Genomic DNA, 17,600 nt, shown 5'->3' with positions numbered 1-17,600 from the left:
CGAATACAGGAACAACCATGAAATTTTCAGAACAGTGGCTGCGTGAGTGGGTATCCCCGCAGCTTGGTACACAGGCGATCGCCGATCAGATCACTATGGCAGGCTTGGAAGTCGATGCTGTTGAGGCGGTAGCGGCTGCTTTTAGTGGCGTGGTGGTAGCAGAGGTGCTTAGCAAAGAGAAGCATCCAGATGCTGATAAGCTCAACGTATGTACCGTTGATGATGGCTCCGACAATCCCGTTCAAGTAGTTTGTGGTGCGTCCAATGTCGAAGTGGGGCAGAAAATTCCGTTTGCCCAGGTGGGTGGCGTTCTTCCGGGCGATTTTAAAATCAAAAAAGCTAAGCTGCGTGGCGTTGAATCTCGCGGCATGATCTGCTCTGCATCAGAGTTGGGGCTTGAAGAAGAGGCATCACCAGGTATTTTGGTTTTACCGTCTTCAGCGCCTGTGGGCGTTAGTTTTCGTGAGTACATGCAGCTTGATGATATGACCATTGAGGTCGATCTGACGCCTAATCGTGGAGATTGCCTTAGTATTAAAGGTCTGGCACGTGAAGTTGGTGTGCTCAACCGGTTGCAGGTAGTTGAACCAGGTATAGAGCCGGTAGCCGTTGCACATGATGAGGTCTTTGCGGTTAGCCTTGAGGCCCCAGAGCAGTGTCCACGCTATATTGGCCGGATTATCAAAGGTGTGGATGTAAAGGCTGAAACCCCGCTGTGGATGGTGGAGCGGCTGCGCCGAAGTGGGGTGCGATCTATAGATCCAGTGGTGGATATTACTAACTACGTGATGCTTGAGTTAGGGCAGCCACTGCATGCTTTTGACCGTGATAATCTAGAGAGTGGCATAGTTGTCCGCATGGCCGCGCCCGGGGAGCGTCTAACGCTGCTTGATGGTAGTGATATTGCTTTGCGCCCAGAAACACTGGTTATTGCTGATCATAAAGGCCCGCTGGCGATGGCCGGTATTATGGGCGGTGAAAACTCTGGGGTTAATGAAAATACCCAGACGATTTTTCTTGAGTCAGCGTTTTTTACCCCTCTTGCGATTGCTGGGCAGGCGCGTTCTTACGGGCTGCACACTGATGCTTCGCACCGTTTTGAGCGCGGCGTTGACCCGCAACTGACGCCAGTTGCTATTGAGCGAGCAACTCAGTTGCTAATTGAAGTGTGTGGTGGACAAGCCGGGCCAGTTATTGAGACGAAAAGCGCTGAGCATATGCCAGCAGAGCGGGCTATCATGCTGCGCAGTGCGAGGCTAGAAAAAGCCCTTTCCAAGACGCTTGATAGCGCTGATGTAACTGATATTTTACAGCGTTTAGGGCTTGATGTTAGCGTGCAAGAAGCGGGTTGGTCGGTGGTTGCTCCGAGTTGGCGTTTCGACCTGTCCATCGAAGAAGATCTCATCGAAGAAGTGGCGCGCGTCCACGGTTATAACAACTTGCCAGTGCGTCGTCCGGCGGCAAGGTTGGCATTACGGTCTGCGGATGAAGCAAGGCTCACTCAGGGGCGGTTGCGTCATCAGATGGTTGCCCGTGGCTTTCAAGAGGCGATTACATACAGTTTCGTAGCGCCGGAGTTGCAAGAGGCTATTTTACCTGGGTCTGTTTCCCCAGTTTTGGCTAACCCGATTTCTGCTGAGCTTTCAGTGATGAGGGCAAGCCTGTTCCCCGGGCTGATTCGTGCTTTAGAGTATAATCTTAATCGCCAGCAGACGCGTGTGCGCTTGTTTGAAACAGGTTTGGTTTTTAATGGTCAGTTAGATGATCTTACGCAAGTGCCTATGATGGGGGCGCTAGTATGTGGGTCCCGTGAAGCTGAAGGCTGGAGCGGTGCTAAGACGTTAGTTGATTTCTATGATCTGAAAGGCGATCTTGAAAGCCTTCTTGCGCTGGGTGGTAATCAAAATTCCTGGCGTTTTGAGCCAGCAGAGCATCCGGCGCTCCACCCAGGGCAAAGTGCTCAATTGCTGCATAATGATAAACCGGCTGGCTGGATTGGCACTCTGCATCCGCAGGTTCGCGCAACATTAGGCCTTAAAGTTGACGCGGTGTTGTTTGAAGTACGGCTAGATGCATTAAGTGAAGGTCATATACCTGCTTTTGAACCGTTATCACGTTTTCCTGAGGTGCGTCGAGACTTAGCCTTTATGCTAAACCAGGAAGTGCCAGTTCAATCGTTACTCGATTGTGCTAGGGCTGAGGCTGGTGAATACTTAAAAGGCATTAAACTGTTTGATGTTTATGCTGGCAAGGGCGTAGCGGACGGCTATAAGAGTATTGCGTTAGGCTTGACTTGGCAGCATCCATCGCGCACGCTGAATGATGAAGAGATAAACCAGTTGGTGGATTCGATCGTGGCACAAGTACGTGTCAAGTTGGATGCTGAGTTGCGCGGCTAAACAATACAAGACGCGGCGCTTATCACGTTCTTGGCAATTAATCCGTTGCTACAAGGAGGGGTCTTATGGGTGCGTTGACCAAAGCAGAGCTAGCGGAGCATCTACACACGGAGCTGGCGCTGTCGAAGCGAGAAGCAAAAGCGATGGTGGAAGCTTTTTTTGAAGAAATTCGAGCCTGTTTGCGTGAGAATGAGCAAGTTAAGCTTTCAGGATTTGGGAATTTTGACCTGCGTGATAAGCGTGAGCGTCCTGGCCGTAACCCCAAAACAGGAGAAGAAATTCCTATCTCGGCTCGTCGAGTAGTCACTTTTCGTCCTGGCCAGAAGTTAAAGCAGCAGGTTGAGCATTACGCGAGCTCAAAGTAAGCGTCAAGTATGGTGGTATTATGCTTAGTCAATCTGTTGGTTTGTAGGTAGAGTGTGATTAGATAAAAGGAGTGCCGAGCGGCGCTCCTTTTTTCATGAGTCCTTGTTGATAGGTACTTGCTGATAGGTACTTGGTGATGGGGGCTTATTGATAGGTATTTATTAAAAGGAGATACGATTGCTCCAGTTGGCTGGTCTAGTGAAAGATGGCAGGTTTTTTTGTAGGCCAGCTAAATGCCTCGGCCTTCAATTAACCAAGTAAGTATTACCTTGATGATATAGCCAAGCATGCCTGCACCAAGCACGACAAATAGCATGATCGTGCCAAATTTGCCTGCGTTCGATTTCTTAGCCAGATCCCAAATAATAAAGCACATAAAAATGATCAAGCCGCCAACCATGATTGGCGTTATCCATGTCTCAAAGGTTTGCTGCATAAGAGGTCCTAGTAGATATTGCAAGGGTTCAAGGGTGAGGCGTGCGCCGTTTTTGTCATTCGTGTTAATATTTGAGCAAATTCATCAGGTATTTGTCGACTGAACAAGAGGCAGTGCGACACTTTTACAGAGGAATGCGACGATGCCCAAACTGAATATTTTGGTAGGGACGATGTATGGTGGTGCACTGGATGTCGCCGAGCAGGTAAAACCTCTGTTCGAGCAGGCGGGCTACCAGGTTGATATTGCAGAACAACCAACTTTAGAGGACTTGACCGACCAGGGTGGGGTCACGCTTTTTTGTGTATCTACTACCGGCAGCGGCGACTTTCCTGGTAATTTCGTTCCTTTTGTACGAGGGCTTCGCGATAAAAGTCCTTCGCTTACAACGCTGCGCTACGGAATTATTGCGTTGGGCGATAGCTCCTATGGCGAGACGTTCTGTGGCGCAGGCAGGACTCTTGATGCATTACTGGAAGAGTATGGGGCGGTGCGTTTAGGTGAGCGGCTTGAGATAGATGCGATGGAAACGTTTATGGCCGATGATGCAGCGCTGCCGTGGGTGGAAGAGTGGATTGAGTCACAGCAACTGAAGGTCGCATAGCGATGCAGCGAGTTCCCTATTCGCCCGAGCGTATCAGTGTTGCTGTGGGCTTATGCGTGGTCATGTTGTCTGCTTTGCCTCGCTATATGGTGGGAGGGCATGAGACCCGTCAGACGTTGTTGCTTATAGCGTTAGCCTTTGTGGCTGGCGCTGCCGTGTTACAGTGGAGAATGTTGTCGGTCAGCGCGCGTAAAATCCTGCCAAAACTCATTAAGCGGCTGGCGGCTATGATGCTAGCGGGTGCGCTGGTAATGGGAGGCTATCACGCTCTTTTCACAGATTGGATCAGTTGGCAGGTGTTCATTTCTCATGCTGCTACCTGTGGTTTGCTTTTGCACGCAGTCAGCCTGTGGTGGCTGCGGCAAGAGTGAGGTGTATTCGCTTGCTCTAAAGTGTCATAGCATTAACACACATTAGGCTGTTTTAGCTCTAAAAGATGTTGTAAACAGAAGACTTCGTCGGGTATCCCCTTGTAATTGATGGTTCTGCCCCCATCTTGCGAGCATGGCGCTTGCCACCATGCGCAAGGGTTCTTAAAATTGCCCTTTTAACTTAATATACGTAATCAACACAACGCCCAGCCGCTAGAGGACAATTCATGCAAGTTTCCGTCGAGACGACCTCCCAGATTGAACGCCGTATCACAATTCAGGTGCCGGCTGGCGAAATCGATGAGGCCGTCAGTGCTCGCTTGAAAGACACTGCGAAAAACGTTCGCCTGAATGGTTTTCGTCAAGGTCGGGTGCCGATGGCTGTAGTTCGCCAGCGCTACGGCGACAGTGTACGTAATGAAGTAGTTGGTGAGGTAATGCGTGAGCGTTATGTTCGTGCTATTACTGAAGAAGGTCTCAACCCTGCTGGCTACCCGCAAATTGAGCCTAAGGTTAATCAGGCAGGTAAAGACCTAGAGTTTGTTGCGTTAATGGAAATTTATCCGCAGATTGAGCTTGCTTCGATTGAGGGTACTGAAGTTGAACGCCCTGTTGTAAGCGTTAGTGATGCTGATGTCGACGAGATGATTGACACACTGCGTAAGCAAAATGCTGGATGGGAAGAGGTGGATGCTGCGGCTGCCGATGGTGACCAAGTTACTATCGACTTCCAGGGCTTTCTCGGTGATGAAGCGTTTGAAGGTGGAAGCGCTGAAGGGCATGCTCTCGTTATCGGCTCTAACAGCTTCATCCCAGGCTTTGAGGAGCAATTGATTGGTGCCAAGGCTGGTGAAGAAAAAACCATCAGCGTTACCTTCCCTGGTGATTACCAAGCAGAGCATCTGGCTGGTAAAGAAGCGACGTTCAAAGTCACTGTTCACAAAGTCAGTGCTCAGAAGCTACCAGAAGTTGACGCTGCATTCATTGAGCGCTTTGGTGTGGAAGGTGGCGATGAGGCCAAATTCCGTGCTGAGATTCAAAAGAACATGACGCGCGAAGCGGCCCAGGCGGTTGATAACCGTGTTAAGCAGCAGGTTCTGGATGCACTGAAAAACGCCAATGAAATTGCCGTGCCCAGCGCTCTCGTCCAGCAAGAAACCGATGGGATGAAGCGTCAGGCTGCACAGCAGTTTGGTTTAGGTGAAGATTTCGATGTTAGTCAGCTACCCAATGAGCTCTTTGAAGAGCAGGCTAAAGGCCGTGTTCAAGTTGGTTTGCTGCTTGCAGAAGTGATTAAAGCCAACGAGCTTGATGCTGATGATGATGCCATCAAGGCTAAAGTGGCCGAATTGGCTGAACAGTATCAGGATCCGTCAGAAGTCATTGATTATTACATGGGTAATGAGCAGCTAAAAACTCAGGTAAAATCAGCCATTCTTGAAGAAAAGGCAGTAGAAAAGCTGCTGGAACAAACGAACGTTAAAGACGTTGAGATGTCTTATCAGCAGGCATTGGCTGCCGCTCAGCAGCAGTCTGACCAGGATGAAGGTGTTGAAGAAGAAGGCGAGCAGGCTAACGCCTAATTTCTTCATCGCGTGGCGCACCTTTGTACGGTGCGCCTTTCCCTTACCGGACGCAAGGAATCACCCGAATGAGTGAGTTTGATATTCAAAACGCCGGCGGCTTAGTGCCTATGGTGGTTGAGCAGAGCGCCAAAGGGGAAAGGGCCTACGATATTTATTCACGCCTTCTCAAGGAGCGTGTGATCTTCCTGGTAGGCCCTGTTGAAGATTACATGGCAAACTTAGTTGTGGCGCAACTACTGTTTCTTGAGTCAGAAAATCCTGATAAGGACATCCATTTATACATAAACTCGCCAGGTGGGTCAGTGACTGCGGGTATGTCGATTTACGACACTATGCAGTTCATCAAACCTGACGTTTCTACCGTATGTATTGGACAAGCGGCGAGTATGGGCGCCTTACTGCTAACGGCAGGTGCGTCAGGTAAGCGCTATTGCCTGCCCAATTCGCGGGTGATGATTCATCAGCCGCTGGGTGGGTATCAAGGCCAAGCTTCGGATATCGAGATTCACACTCGTGAAATTTTAGGTATTCGTGAGAAGTTAAATCAGATTTTGGCGCACCACACTGGCCAGGATCTTGAAGCAGTTGCCCGCGATACTGACCGCGACAACTTTATGAGTGCTCATAAAGCCAAAGAGTATGGCTTGATTGATGCAGTGCTGGATAAGCGCCCCACATCCTGATAGCGTGGTAGGATTATGCTTATCTAACGAGCTTTTCCGGCGGCGTCAGCCGCCGCAGTGATAGAGGTACGCGAATGGCCGACGGCAAAGGCAAAGGCAAGGACGAAGGTGGCAAGCTGCTGTACTGCTCGTTTTGCGGTAAAAACCAGAACGAAGTACGCAAGCTAATTGCTGGCCCGTCCGTGTATATCTGCGATGAGTGTGTCGACTTGTGTAATGACATCATTCGCGAGGAAGTTCTCGAAGCCGATGCCGAGAGCGATGAGGAGCGTTTACCTACGCCTCGCGAAATACGTCATACATTGGATGACTACGTCATCGGGCAAGACCGCGCGAAAATGGTGCTGTCTGTAGCGGTTTACAACCACTACAAGCGTCTTAAATCAGAAGTGCGTGACGGCGATGTGGAGCTAGGTAAATCCAATATTCTGCTCATTGGTCCTACTGGTAGTGGTAAAACACTGCTAGCTGAAACTATGGCGCGGTTATTGAATGTGCCTTTCACTATCGCTGACGCTACCACGCTTACTGAGGCGGGCTATGTGGGTGAAGATGTTGAAAACATCATCCAAAAGCTGCTCCAGAAGTGTGATTACGACGTCGAAAAAGCTGAGCGCGGTATTGTCTATATAGACGAAATCGATAAAATTTCACGTAAGTCTGATAACCCGTCTATCACCAGGGATGTATCTGGTGAAGGTGTTCAGCAAGCGTTGCTTAAGCTAATTGAAGGCACAACGGCTTCCGTGCCGCCGCAAGGTGGTCGTAAGCATCCGCAGCAAGAGTTTGTCCAGGTAAACACGAGCAATATCTTGTTTATTGTGGGTGGCGCTTTCGCTGGACTGGATAAGGTCATTCGTGATCGTGCTGAGAAAGGCGGTATTGGTTTTAACGCTAGTGTGAAAAGTAAAGAGTCATCGCGCGGTGTAGGTGAGCTGTTAGCTGATGTCGAGCCAGATGATTTGGTAAAATTTGGTTTGATACCAGAGTTTGTGGGTCGTCTGCCGGTGATTGCCACGCTGACCGAGCTCAATGAAGATGCGTTGGTGCAGATTCTAACCGAGCCTAAGAACTCGTTAGTGAAGCAGTACGCTAAACTCTTCGAGATGGAAGGCGTTACACTTGAGTTTAGAGATGAGGCCCTGCGCTCGGTAGCGTCAAAGGCAATGGAGCGCAAAACAGGTGCTCGAGGCTTACGCTCTATTCTTGAGTCCGTGCTGTTAGACACAATGTATGAAATTCCCTCCTTGGAGGGCGTCAGTAAAGTGGTCATCGATGATTCTGTCATCGCTGGTGAGAGTGAGCCACTGCTGATCTACTCTCAGCAAGAAGAAGCGCGAGTGGATGGGACTGACGGCTAGCTATTTGACTTTCAATGTGGCTTAGTCGAGATCGTTTGTGTTGAACCAGGGGGTCGCCTAGGCGACCCCTTGTTATTAATGACTTATGTGCTAATAAGCCAAGCGCTCATGCAGTTGTTTTAAAGGGAACTCCCAGGCGTAATGCGCTTACACGTAGTGTTTTTGGTATAGTGCAGCTGCGTAGTTTTTTTATACAGTGCTTGTGCAAGTGCTTTTCATACTGTGAGGTGCTTGGTTAAGTACCCTTCAAGTACTCATCCGATTTTGAGGAACGTCTGCGATGCAGCAGAACGCCGATCAGACACAATGTTTACCCTTGTTGCCGTTGCGGGATGTGGTTGTTTATCCGCAAATGGTTATCCCTCTTTTTGTTGGCCGTGAAAAATCTATCCAAGCCTTGGAAGCGGCGATGGAGGCCGACAAGCGTGTACTGCTGGTGGCTCAGCGCGAGGCTTCTCAGGATGACCCAGATAACGCCGACATGTACGCGATGGGCACCGTAGCTGATATTATGCAGCTACTGAAGCTTCCTGATGGCACTGTGAAAGTGCTTATCGAAGGTAGTTTTCGTGCTGATGTTATCAGTATTGAAGAGAATGATGCGGGCTATACGCAAGCATACTTAGTGCCGCGTGAAAGTGAGCCGCTTACTAGTCGCGAGCAAGAAGCACTCGTGCGCGTGCTACTGAATCAATTTGAACAGTACGTCAAATTATCTAAAAAAGTACCTAATGAAGTACTCAATTCCCTGGCTGGGATTGAAGACCCTAGTCGCTTGGTAGATACGATTTGCGCCCATCTATCACTGAAAATTGGCGATAAGCAAGAGTTGCTTGAGATGGACCGGGTTCGGGACCGTATCGAGCATCTAATGGCGTTAATAGAGTCCGAAATTGACTTGCTTCAGGTTGAGAAACGCATTCGCTCTCGTGTTAAAGAGCAGATGGAGAAGACTCAACGTGAGTATTACCTCAATGAGCAGATGAAAGCTATCCAAAAAGAGATGGGTGAGCTTGAGAATGTTCCCAATGAGGCAGAAAAGTACGAACAGTCCATCAAAGCTTCAGGTATGCCTAAAGAAGCTGCTGACAAGGCTACCCAAGAGCTTAATAAGCTCAAAATGATGGCTACCAATTCCGCCGAAGCATCGGTTGTACGCTCCTATCTAGATTGGCTAGTCGCCGTGCCGTGGAAAAAGCGTACGCGAGTAAAGCATGATCTAGTCAAAGCCCAGCAGGTGCTTGATGAAGACCACTACGGCCTTGAAGAGGTTAAAGCACGCATACTTGAGTATTTAGCGGTTCAGAAGCGCGTGCGCAAGCTGAAAGGTCCGGTGCTGTGTTTAGTTGGGCCGCCAGGCGTGGGCAAGACATCTTTGGGCCAGTCCATTGCTCGTGCGACAAACCGTAAGTATGTGCGCTTGGCGCTGGGTGGTGTTCGCGATGAATCGGAGATTCGTGGTCATCGACGGACCTATATTGGCTCGCTCCCAGGCAAGCTCATGCAGCGAATGAGTCGGGCTGGCGTTAAGAACCCGCTGTTTTTGCTCGACGAAGTCGATAAGCTGGGAATGGATCATCGCGGTGATCCTGCATCAGCATTGCTGGAAGTTCTTGATCCCGAGCAGAACAATAGTTTTAGTGATCACTATCTGGAGCTGGATTTCGATCTCTCTGAGACGCTGTTCATTTGTACTGCAAACTCGATGAACATACCTGGTCCGCTGCTTGACCGTATGGAAATTATTCGTCTACCGGGCTATACCGAGGACGAAAAGCTGGCAATTGCAAAGCGCTACCTGCTGCCTAAACAGTTGGAAGCCAATGGTCTAAAGCCTGCTGAGCTAACGTTGCAGGACGATGCCTTGTTGGAGCTTGTACGCTACTACACTCGCGAGGCTGGTGTGCGCGAGCTTGAGCGCCAAATCGCGAAAGTATGCCGAAAGGTGCTGCGTGAGCGACTGGAGGCGGAACTGGTCTCCCAAGAAAAGCCGGGTGACAAATTACAAGCGGGCCAAGTGCTAGGTGCAGAGCAGGTTGAGGCTTATGCAGGTGTGCGTCGCTACAGTTACGGACTCGCGGAGAAGGAAGACCAAGTGGGGCGGGTTACAGGGCTTGCCTGGACCTCTGTGGGTGGAGAGCTGCTGAATATAGAGTCTGTTGTTACGCCAGGTAAGGGGCGTATAAATAAAACAGGTTCATTAGGTGATGTGATGAAGGAGTCGGTAAGCGCTGCTCAGACGGTGGTCAAAGCCCGTGCTCATGAGTATGGTATTGATCCGAAGCGGTTTGAGAGCGAAGACCTTCATATCCATGTTCCTGAAGGCGCTACTCCTAAGGATGGGCCCAGTGCTGGCATTGCCATGGTAACGGCAATCGTCTCCGCTTATACTCAGCGTCCTGTTCGCTGTGACGTGGCCATGACAGGTGAAGTTAATCTGCGTGGAGAGGTATTACCCATCGGCGGCTTAAAGGAGAAATTGCTGGCAGCTCGCCGCGGTGGTATAAAGACGGTCTTAATTCCTGAGGAAAATCGTCGAGATCTCAAGGAAGTACCGGAAAATATCAAAGGTGCACTTGATATTCGTCCTGTACAGTGGATAGATGAGGTGTTAGCCGTAGCACTAACTAACAACCAAGTCGACGACAGTGCCGCGTTAAAAGGTACTGACACGTCTTTCAATTCGAACGTCGTAGCCAGCACTCATTGAGCATGACGGCTCGTAAGAGCCTTAATAGTACTTAATAAGTTTGTCCAGCACCGTATGTAACGGGCATTCCCCGGTTCGGTCGCTTGACAGGTGTTTCAAGGCATTGCTATAAAACGCAGCTATGCTTTGAGGTTGTAGCGCCCGGTGACCGCGCCGTTCAGAGCCATTTTTTGAAACAGTTAAGGGGTGAAGTGTGAATAAGTCCGAGCTGATTGAAGCTATTGCCGCATCTGCAGATATTCCGAAAGCAGCGGCAACCCGCGCATTGGATGCCATGGTGGAGTCTGTCACCGATAGCCTCAAGAAAGGCGAAAGTGTTTCACTGGTAGGCTTTGGTACTTTCGCGATTAAAGAGCGTGCTGCTCGTACGGGGCGCAACCCGCAAACGGGTCAGCCAATTCAAATCAGCGCTGCAAAAGTTCCTAGCTTTAAAGCCGGAAAAGCGCTGAAAGACGCCGTCAACTAATTGACCCACGTTTGCTGTAATCTAATGGGCGCATCGCATCCGCGATGCGCCCATGTTATTTTCAAGCCCAATATTTAGGGTGATGAATTTGGCTGTAACGATCTGAGGCTAGCATGCTGCAAAGTATTCGAGATGGCTCCAGAAGCTGGGGTGCCAAAATAATTATCGGTGTCATGGTAGCCGCCATGGCACTATTCGGTATTGAGTCGCTGTTTAGTGTATTTGGTAGTGACCCTAATAAAGTAGCGAGCGTTAACGGCGAGCCAATCGTGCGTCAGCAGGTCGAGCTTGAAGTGCAGCGTGCGTTGCGTTCTGGGCAAGTGCCGCCAGAGCAAGAGCGTGCTTTGCGTAACGACATGCTTGATCAGCTGATTACCCAAACGCTGCTGACCCAATATGCAGAAGACGGTGGGTTTTACGTTTCAGATGCCCAATTGGATCAAATGATTATTGGCTTGCCTGAGTTTCATGACCAGCAAGGCCGTTTTTCACCTGAAGTTTTCCGTAATCGTTTAGCAGGAGCTGGTTATACGCCGCTTTCGTTCCGCGAAGAGCTACGGGTGGATATCAAGCGCCAACACCTCCAGCAAGGCCTTGCATTTAGCGATTTCAGCTTAGCCAGTGAGCAAGAGCAACTGGCAGAGCTGCAGCGTCAGCAGCGTAGTTTTCGTTACGCTATGTTAAGTGCCGATGATGTTGATCTGAACATCGAGGTAACTGAAGAGCAAATGCAGGCTTACTATGATGCCAATCAGTCTCGCTTCGAGCGCCCTGAGCAAGTGCGTGTTGAGTACGTGATGATTGACCGTCAAGAAATGGCTGCTGGACGTGAGGTTGATGAAAGTGAGCTGCGTCGGGCATGGCGTGAGCAGACTCAAAATGCAGACCGTCAGGTGTCTCACGTGATGGTGACATTTGGTGGAGACCGTAGCCGTGAAGAGGCCCAGGAGCGCGCTGAGGCTGCATTGCAGGCCCTACAGGACGGTGAAACATTTGCAGATACCGCTTTACGCTACTCTGATGATACTGCTAGTGCAGAAGAGGGTGGCGACTTAGGTGTGATTAGCCCTGGTTTCTTCGGTGATGCGTTTGATGAAGCGGCGTTTGCTCTTGGCGAAGGTGAAATATCGCAGCTTGTAGAAATGGACGGGGCCTTTCATATTTTGCAGGTAACCGGTATCGCTGCACCAACGTTTGAGGAACAGCGCGATGCTCTGCAGCGAGAAGTGGCTTTGCGTGAAGTGAACGATGCTTTTAACCGACAGGTTCAGCGTCTGATAGATGAAAGCTTTGCTGCTGATGATCTGGAAAGTGTGGCGGATGACCTTGGCTTGACGCTCAATCAAACGGATTGGCTGGCTCGTGGCGAAGGCGATGGTCCTCTTTCGGAACCAGGCGTACTTGATGAAGCATTCAGTGCTGACGTTCTCGTCGAAGGATATAACAGCGAAGTTATCGAACTAGATGATGATCGCCGCTTGGTTTTGCGCGTTGCAGAGCATAGAGAGCCTACTCGGTTAACGCTGGATGAAGTGCGTGATGAAGTCGAGAGCGCAGTTGCTGCACAGCAGCGTCTGGATCGGCTAGAGGACGAAGCTGAGCGCTTAATTACAGCGTTAGAGGCTGGTGAAACAGTAGATGTCACATGGCTTGAGGCATCTAACGTGTCTCGGCAGTCTGACAGCACGTTGCCTCAAACACTAGTTCAGGAAGTGTTTCGTATGCCTCGCCCTGAGGATGGGCAAAGTGCGTATCGTTCTGTAATGCTGCCACAAAGCGTGGTAGTTGTGGCATTGGATAGCGTAACAGCTGGAGAGGTTGATGAGCAGGTAACCTCTTTCGTAGCCCAAATGGCCGAACAGCTTAGAGCTCAGTCGGTAATTCAAGGCCTGATCGATGACCTACGCCGGAATGCCAATATTGAGCGGTAGAGCGCATCTAGAGCGATTAATTTAGCGTTGTAGCAGTAAAATTGAAACGCTAAGCTTTGATAAAGCCGATCATTAGATCGGCTTTATCTATTATGCTAGTTGTGCCAATAGTGGGTGGCTATGGTGGAGAGTTGAGGGAGAACTGGCGTAGAATCGGCATTGCAGAGTGCTCCGCCGTTTGCTCAATCACTACGTCCCAACCATGCAGTGCGTCCCAATCACCTAGAACAAACCGCTTGGCTGGTACATCTTCTACCGTTAAATCATGAACTTTTGGGCGATGCGTATGACCATGAATCATGGTTGTCACACCAAAGCGTTCCATTAGCGCTACCACCTCATCATGCGTTACATCCATGATCTCTTCGGCTTTATTAGCATTGGCGCTCCCTGATTGCATGCGTAAGCTCTTGGCTAACTCCAAGCGCTGCTCTAGAGGGAGTGCTAGGATTTGCGCTTGCCACTGAGGATCTCGAGACTGTTGGCGAAATGCCATGTAGGCTTCATCTTTAGTGCATAAGCTATCGCCATGAAGGATCAATACGGGTACGCCTTGAAGCTCAACTGTTTGAGCCTCTGGTAGTAAGTTTCCCTGGCAGGCGGTAATGAAACGCTCACCAATCAAAAAGTCGCGATTACCATGCAGGAAATGGATAGCTGTTCCGTTGCTGCTTAGTTGACGTAATCGCTTAATAACCTCTTGAGCGATAATACTAAGCGGGTGGGGGGTATCAAGAAGATCATCGCCTATCCAGGCGTCAAAAAGATCGCCCAAAATGTATAGGGAGTCCGCCCCCTTAGCGGTTTGCTCTAAATAGCGGTAGAACCCCTGGTTAATCTCAGGGGTCTCGCTACTCAGATGCAGGTCAGCAACTAAAAGAGTGCGCATAAAGCTCCTAAACGGTTATTCCGCTTCTTTAACGTATGCACGCTCAATAATGACATCTTCTGCAGGGACATCAGCATGCATGCCGCGGCGAGTGGTATTGACACTCTTAATGGCATTAACTACGTCCATGCCATCTACAACTTCACCAAACACTGCATAGCCCCACCCTTGCAGGCTTTTGCCGCTATGATTCAGAAAGCTGTTGTTACCTACATTGATAAAAAATTGTGCGGTAGCTGAGTGCGGGTCTTGGGTGCGGGCCATGGCGAGGGTGCCAATTGTATTTTCCAGGCCGTTGTCGGCTTCATTTTCGATGGGGTCACGGGTTAGCTTTTGGTTAAATTCTTGATCAAAACCGCCGCCTTGAACCATGAAGCCATCAATCACACGATGAAATAGTGTGCCGTCGTAAAATCCTTCGCGCACATACTGCTCAAAGTTGGCAGCGCTAAGTGGCGCTTTATCATAATTTAGCGCGATAGTGATGTCACCGTGGTTGGTCTGTAATACGATCATAGATAAATTCCTGTTCAATAAAGGCGTTCGCCTTGGCGCTGTGCATCGGCGTCACGTTATAATAGCGGTTTTGCTTGGCGCCGCGAAGCGCTAACCCTGTCAGCTTAGGCAGCGAATGTCTGGCATGCCATCCACTATGAGGTTATCAACACCACCATGACCAACGAGACCACCCCAGCGCCGAACTTCATTCGCAACCAAGTACGCGACGAAATTGAGGGCGGCCAGGTCAGTAAAATTGTCACGCGCTTTCCTCCTGAGCCCAATGGCTTTCTGCATATCGGCCATGCTAAGTCGATCTGCCTAAACTTCGGATTAGCGAAACAGTTGGGTGGCGAATGTCATTTACGTTTTGACGATACCAACCCGGCAAAAGAAGAGCAGGCGTATATTGATGCGATCAAAGAAGACGTTAGCTGGTTGGGTTTTCAGTGGGCCGGCCCGGTACGCTTTGCATCTGATTACTTCGACCAGCTATACATCTGGGCACAGCATTTAATTCGGGAGGGAAAGGCGTACGTTGATGACTTATCGCCAGATGAAATCCGTGAATATCGCGGCACCTTAACCGCTCCTGGCAAGCCTAGCCCCTACCGTGAACGCAGCGTGGACGAGAACCTCGACCTATTTGAGCGCATGCGTACTGGAGAGTTTGCTGAGGGTGGGAAAGTACTGCGCGCTAAAATTGATATGGCATCGCCTAATATCAATCTTCGCGACCCGATTCTTTATCGCGTCCGTCACGCGCACCATCATCAAACTGGCGATAAGTGGAAAATCTACCCCTCTTATGATTTTACCCATGGTCAGTCGGATGCCATCGAAGGCATTACTCATTCGATCTGTACATTGGAATTTGAAGATCACCGCCCGCTTTATGAGTGGTTCTTAAATAATCTTCCGGTGCCGACAAAGCCACGCCAAATTGAATTTGCACGTCTTAACCTCGACTACACGCTGACTTCCAAACGCAAACTAAAGTTGCTGGTTGACGAGCAGATTGTCGATGGTTGGGATGATCCACGTATGCCGACTATTTCGGGTATGCGTCGTCGTGGCTACACACCGGCCTCTATTCGTAAATTCTGCGAAATGATTGGCGTGACCCGTGCTGATGGTGGCTTGGTCGATATAGCGATGTTGACTCATGCGATTCGTTCGGATCTTGAAGACAGCGCGCCCCGAGCAATGTGCGTGTTAAAACCGCTAAAAGTGGTGCTGACCAACGTTCCTGAAGAGCATCAAGAAGTATATGACGTGCCCGGCCACCCTGCGCGTGACGACATGCCAATGCGGAAGGTTCCTTTTGGCCGTGAGCTCTATATCGACCAAGATGACTTTATGGAGGATGCACCCAAAAAATTCTTCCGCCTAGCGCCTGGGAAGGAAGTACGTTTGCGCAATAGCTACGTTATCCGTTGCGATGATGTGGTAAAAAACGCAGCCGGAGAGGTGACCGAACTACACTGCTCGGTAGACTTCGATACTTTGGGGAAAAACCCAGAGGGCCGCAAAGTGAAAGGGGTGATTCACTGGGTAAGCGCTGCCCACGGTGTACCCATGGAAGTGCGCCTGTATGACAATTTATTCATGGTTGAGCAGCCTGACCGCGATAAAGACGTCGACTTCTTAGAGCATCTTAACCCCGACTCCCTGATGGTGTGTCAAGCTATTGGCGAGCCAAGCTTGGCCAATGCAGCGCCTGAAGATCGCTTCCAGTTCGAGCGTATGGGCTATTTCTGTGCTGACCGTCACGCCTCTAAACCAGGGCAGCCGGTATTTAACCGAACAGTAGGGTTGAAAGATAGCTGGGCGAAAATCAAACAGAAGGGTTAAGGAATAGTCATATGCAGATTTACAATACGCTGACACGCCGCAAAGAACCGTTTATCCCAATCGTCACGGGTAAAGTAAGCATGTATGTCTGTGGTATGACGGTGTATGACTACTGCCACCTTGGTCACGCGCGGGTCATGGTGGCCTTCGATGTGATTACACGTTACTTACGGCATCGTGGTTATGACGTCACCTATGTGCGCAATATTACCGATATTGACGATAAAATTTTAAAGCGTGCCGAAGAAAACGGTGAAACGATTGATGTATTGACTGAGCGCATGATCGATGCGATGCATGAGGATGAAGCGCGACTCAATGTATTACCGCCGAGCAATGAGCCCCGTGCAACGGGGCATATTGGCGATATCATCGCTATGATCGAAACGCTGGTTGAAAAAGGTTTTGCTTATCCAGCCGCCAATGGTGATGTTTATTATCGGGTGCGTAAATTCACTGATTACGGAAAACTGAATAATCGCCAGTTAGATGATATGCGCTCTGGTGCACGGGTAGAAGTTGATGTTCATAAAGAGGACCCGCTGGACTTTGTGCTATGGAAAGCAGCTAAGCCCACGGAGGCACACTGGCCTTCGCCGTGGGGAGACGGGCGCCCAGGCTGGCACATTGAGTGTTCAGCGATGTCGACCTGCTGTTTGGGTGATACCTTCGATATTCATGGTGGTGGGCCGGATTTGACCTTTCCTCACCATGAAAATGAGATTGCCCAGTCTGAAGCTGCTACCGGCAAAACCTACGTTAACACCTGGATGCATGCTGGTGCAGTGCGGGTTAATCAGGAGAAGATGTCGAAATCCTTGGGCAACTTTTTCACGATTCGTGACGTGTTGGTCGAGCATGATCCTGAGGTCGTGCGATACCTGTTAGTTGCTAGCCACTACCGTAGCGCGATTAATTATTCAGTAGATTCGCTGCATGAAGCGCGTAAGTCGCTCACACGCTTCTATACAGCGCTGGATGGCGTGGTGAGCAACGATCATGGTAGCGGACTAGAGAGCTATTCTACGCGCTTCACAGCAGCTATGGATGATGACTTTAATACACCTGAAGGATTGGCGGTGTTGTTTGATTTAGCCCGTGACCTTAACCGTGCGAAGAGTGAAACGCCGGAAAAGGCGCCTCTTTTGGCGGGTGAGTTAAAGCGTTTGGCAGGTGTGTTGGGGTTGCTGCAGCAAGTACCTCAGACTTTTCTAAAGGGCGCCCAGCAGCAGATAGCACTAAGCGACGCAGAGATAGAAGCCAAAATAGCTCAGCGCCATGAAGCGAAGGCAAACAAAGATTTTGCTCAAGCGGATGCCATTCGAGATCAGTTGGCCAGTATGGGGATTATTTTGAAGGATTCCCGGGAAGGAACCACGTGGGTCATTGAGGCGCCTCAGTAAAAAGGAATGTTCAGACGCCGCAAACGCGGCGTCTGAGTTTAAC

15 protein-coding genes are annotated in these 17,600 nt (G+C 49.9%); 12 read left to right on the top strand and 3 right to left on the bottom strand.

What is annotated here, in order from left to right; translation table 11 throughout:
• Positions 1-17: 17 nt before the first annotated feature.
• Complete coding sequence (gene pheT / locus CPA45_RS03055; RefSeq protein WP_096650163.1) at positions 18-2,399, top strand: phenylalanine--tRNA ligase subunit beta; 2,382 nt, start codon at positions 18-20, stop codon at positions 2,397-2,399.
• Between the two features lie 65 nt (positions 2,400-2,464).
• Positions 2,465-2,764, top strand: a complete 300-nt coding sequence (locus CPA45_RS03050; protein ID WP_078087676.1) for an integration host factor subunit alpha — start codon at positions 2,465-2,467, stop codon at positions 2,762-2,764.
• A 230-nt stretch (positions 2,765-2,994) separates the two neighbouring features.
• On the opposite strand, the gene CPA45_RS03045 is transcribed toward CPA45_RS03050, so the two are convergent.
• Positions 2,995-3,201, bottom strand: a complete 207-nt coding sequence (locus CPA45_RS03045) for a DUF2788 domain-containing protein (RefSeq protein ID WP_078087675.1) — start codon at positions 3,199-3,201, stop codon at positions 2,995-2,997.
• Positions 3,202-3,343: 142 nt separating this feature from the next.
• On the opposite strand from CPA45_RS03045, the gene CPA45_RS03040 reads away from it, so the two are divergent.
• From CPA45_RS03040 to CPA45_RS03005, 8 genes are all read left to right on the top strand, one after another.
• On the top strand, positions 3,344-3,805 hold the full coding sequence (locus CPA45_RS03040; RefSeq protein ID WP_096650162.1) for a flavodoxin: 462 nt from the start codon (positions 3,344-3,346) through the stop codon (positions 3,803-3,805).
• 2 nt (positions 3,806-3,807) lie between these two features.
• On the top strand, positions 3,808-4,176 hold the full coding sequence (locus tag CPA45_RS03035) for a hypothetical protein (RefSeq protein WP_096650161.1): 369 nt from the start codon (positions 3,808-3,810) through the stop codon (positions 4,174-4,176).
• 227 nt (positions 4,177-4,403) lie between these two features.
• On the top strand, positions 4,404-5,759 hold the full coding sequence (gene tig / locus CPA45_RS03030) for a trigger factor (protein WP_096650160.1): 1,356 nt from the start codon (positions 4,404-4,406) through the stop codon (positions 5,757-5,759).
• A 68-nt stretch (positions 5,760-5,827) separates the two neighbouring features.
• Positions 5,828-6,445: an ATP-dependent Clp endopeptidase proteolytic subunit ClpP gene (clpP, locus tag CPA45_RS03025; RefSeq protein WP_078087671.1), complete on the top strand. Its 618-nt coding sequence runs from the start codon at positions 5,828-5,830 to the stop codon at positions 6,443-6,445.
• Between the two features lie 74 nt (positions 6,446-6,519).
• A complete protein-coding gene (gene clpX, locus CPA45_RS03020) occupies positions 6,520-7,806 on the top strand; it encodes an ATP-dependent Clp protease ATP-binding subunit ClpX (protein ID WP_096650159.1) in 1,287 nt (428 codons plus the stop codon).
• Positions 7,807-8,086: 280 nt separating this feature from the next.
• Positions 8,087-10,516 (top strand): endopeptidase La, encoded by a 2,430-nt coding sequence (gene lon / locus CPA45_RS03015; protein WP_096650158.1) that lies wholly within the window; start codon positions 8,087-8,089, stop codon positions 10,514-10,516.
• A gap of 193 nt (positions 10,517-10,709) precedes the next feature.
• Positions 10,710-10,982 carry an HU family DNA-binding protein gene (locus CPA45_RS03010; RefSeq protein ID WP_007114333.1) on the top strand — a complete coding sequence of 91 codons (273 nt, stop codon included), beginning with the start codon at positions 10,710-10,712 and terminating at the stop codon, positions 10,980-10,982.
• A gap of 113 nt (positions 10,983-11,095) precedes the next feature.
• The gene (locus CPA45_RS03005; RefSeq protein WP_096650157.1) at positions 11,096-12,913 is read left to right on the top strand and encodes a SurA N-terminal domain-containing protein; all 1,818 of its coding nucleotides are present in this window, start codon (positions 11,096-11,098) and stop codon (positions 12,911-12,913) included.
• A gap of 118 nt (positions 12,914-13,031) precedes the next feature.
• On the opposite strand, the gene CPA45_RS03000 is transcribed toward CPA45_RS03005, so the two are convergent.
• Both CPA45_RS03000 and CPA45_RS02995 read right to left on the bottom strand, forming a co-directional pair.
• The gene (locus CPA45_RS03000; RefSeq protein ID WP_096650156.1) at positions 13,032-13,802 is read right to left on the bottom strand and encodes a UDP-2,3-diacylglucosamine diphosphatase; all 771 of its coding nucleotides are present in this window, start codon (positions 13,800-13,802) and stop codon (positions 13,032-13,034) included.
• A gap of 15 nt (positions 13,803-13,817) precedes the next feature.
• On the bottom strand, positions 13,818-14,318 hold the full coding sequence (locus tag CPA45_RS02995) for a peptidylprolyl isomerase (protein ID WP_096650155.1): 501 nt from the start codon (positions 14,316-14,318) through the stop codon (positions 13,818-13,820).
• Between the two features lie 156 nt (positions 14,319-14,474).
• On the opposite strand from CPA45_RS02995, the gene CPA45_RS02990 reads away from it, so the two are divergent.
• Together CPA45_RS02990 and cysS are read left to right on the top strand one after the other, a co-directional pair.
• Positions 14,475-16,154: a glutamine--tRNA ligase/YqeY domain fusion protein gene (locus CPA45_RS02990; protein WP_096650154.1), complete on the top strand. Its 1,680-nt coding sequence runs from the start codon at positions 14,475-14,477 to the stop codon at positions 16,152-16,154.
• A gap of 11 nt (positions 16,155-16,165) precedes the next feature.
• A complete protein-coding gene (gene cysS / locus CPA45_RS02985) occupies positions 16,166-17,557 on the top strand; it encodes a cysteine--tRNA ligase (RefSeq protein ID WP_096650153.1) in 1,392 nt (463 codons plus the stop codon).
• The last annotated feature ends 43 nt before the right edge of the window (positions 17,558-17,600 follow it).

It is taken from the genome of Vreelandella nigrificans (genome assembly GCF_002374315.1).
Classification (GTDB): domain Bacteria; phylum Pseudomonadota; class Gammaproteobacteria; order Pseudomonadales; family Halomonadaceae; genus Vreelandella; species Vreelandella nigrificans.
Note: the sequence above shows the minus strand (reverse complement) of the source record. Positions and strands in the feature narration are given on the sequence as shown.

Bases quoted from the DNA above. Each gene is read 5' to 3' on its own strand.
- pheT (WP_096650163.1), top strand. From the start codon at position 18: ATGAAATTTTCAGAACAGTGGCTGCGTGAGTGGGTATCCCCGCAGCTT.
- CPA45_RS03050 (WP_078087676.1), top strand. From the start codon at position 2,465: ATGGGTGCGTTGACCAAAGCAGAGCTAGCGGAGCATCTACACACGGAG.
- CPA45_RS03045 (WP_078087675.1), bottom strand. From the start codon at position 3,201: ATGCAGCAAACCTTTGAGACATGGATAACGCCAATCATGGTTGGCGGC.
- CPA45_RS03040 (WP_096650162.1), top strand. From the start codon at position 3,344: ATGCCCAAACTGAATATTTTGGTAGGGACGATGTATGGTGGTGCACTG.
- CPA45_RS03035 (WP_096650161.1), top strand. From the start codon at position 3,808: ATGCAGCGAGTTCCCTATTCGCCCGAGCGTATCAGTGTTGCTGTGGGC.
- tig (WP_096650160.1), top strand. From the start codon at position 4,404: ATGCAAGTTTCCGTCGAGACGACCTCCCAGATTGAACGCCGTATCACA.
- clpP (WP_078087671.1), top strand. From the start codon at position 5,828: ATGAGTGAGTTTGATATTCAAAACGCCGGCGGCTTAGTGCCTATGGTG.
- clpX (WP_096650159.1), top strand. From the start codon at position 6,520: ATGGCCGACGGCAAAGGCAAAGGCAAGGACGAAGGTGGCAAGCTGCTG.
- lon (WP_096650158.1), top strand. From the start codon at position 8,087: ATGCAGCAGAACGCCGATCAGACACAATGTTTACCCTTGTTGCCGTTG.
- CPA45_RS03005 (WP_096650157.1), top strand. From the start codon at position 11,096: ATGCTGCAAAGTATTCGAGATGGCTCCAGAAGCTGGGGTGCCAAAATA.
- CPA45_RS03000 (WP_096650156.1), bottom strand. From the start codon at position 13,802: ATGCGCACTCTTTTAGTTGCTGACCTGCATCTGAGTAGCGAGACCCCT.
- CPA45_RS02995 (WP_096650155.1), bottom strand. From the start codon at position 14,318: ATGATCGTATTACAGACCAACCACGGTGACATCACTATCGCGCTAAAT.
- CPA45_RS02990 (WP_096650154.1), top strand. From the start codon at position 14,475: ATGACCAACGAGACCACCCCAGCGCCGAACTTCATTCGCAACCAAGTA.
- cysS (WP_096650153.1), top strand. From the start codon at position 16,166: ATGCAGATTTACAATACGCTGACACGCCGCAAAGAACCGTTTATCCCA.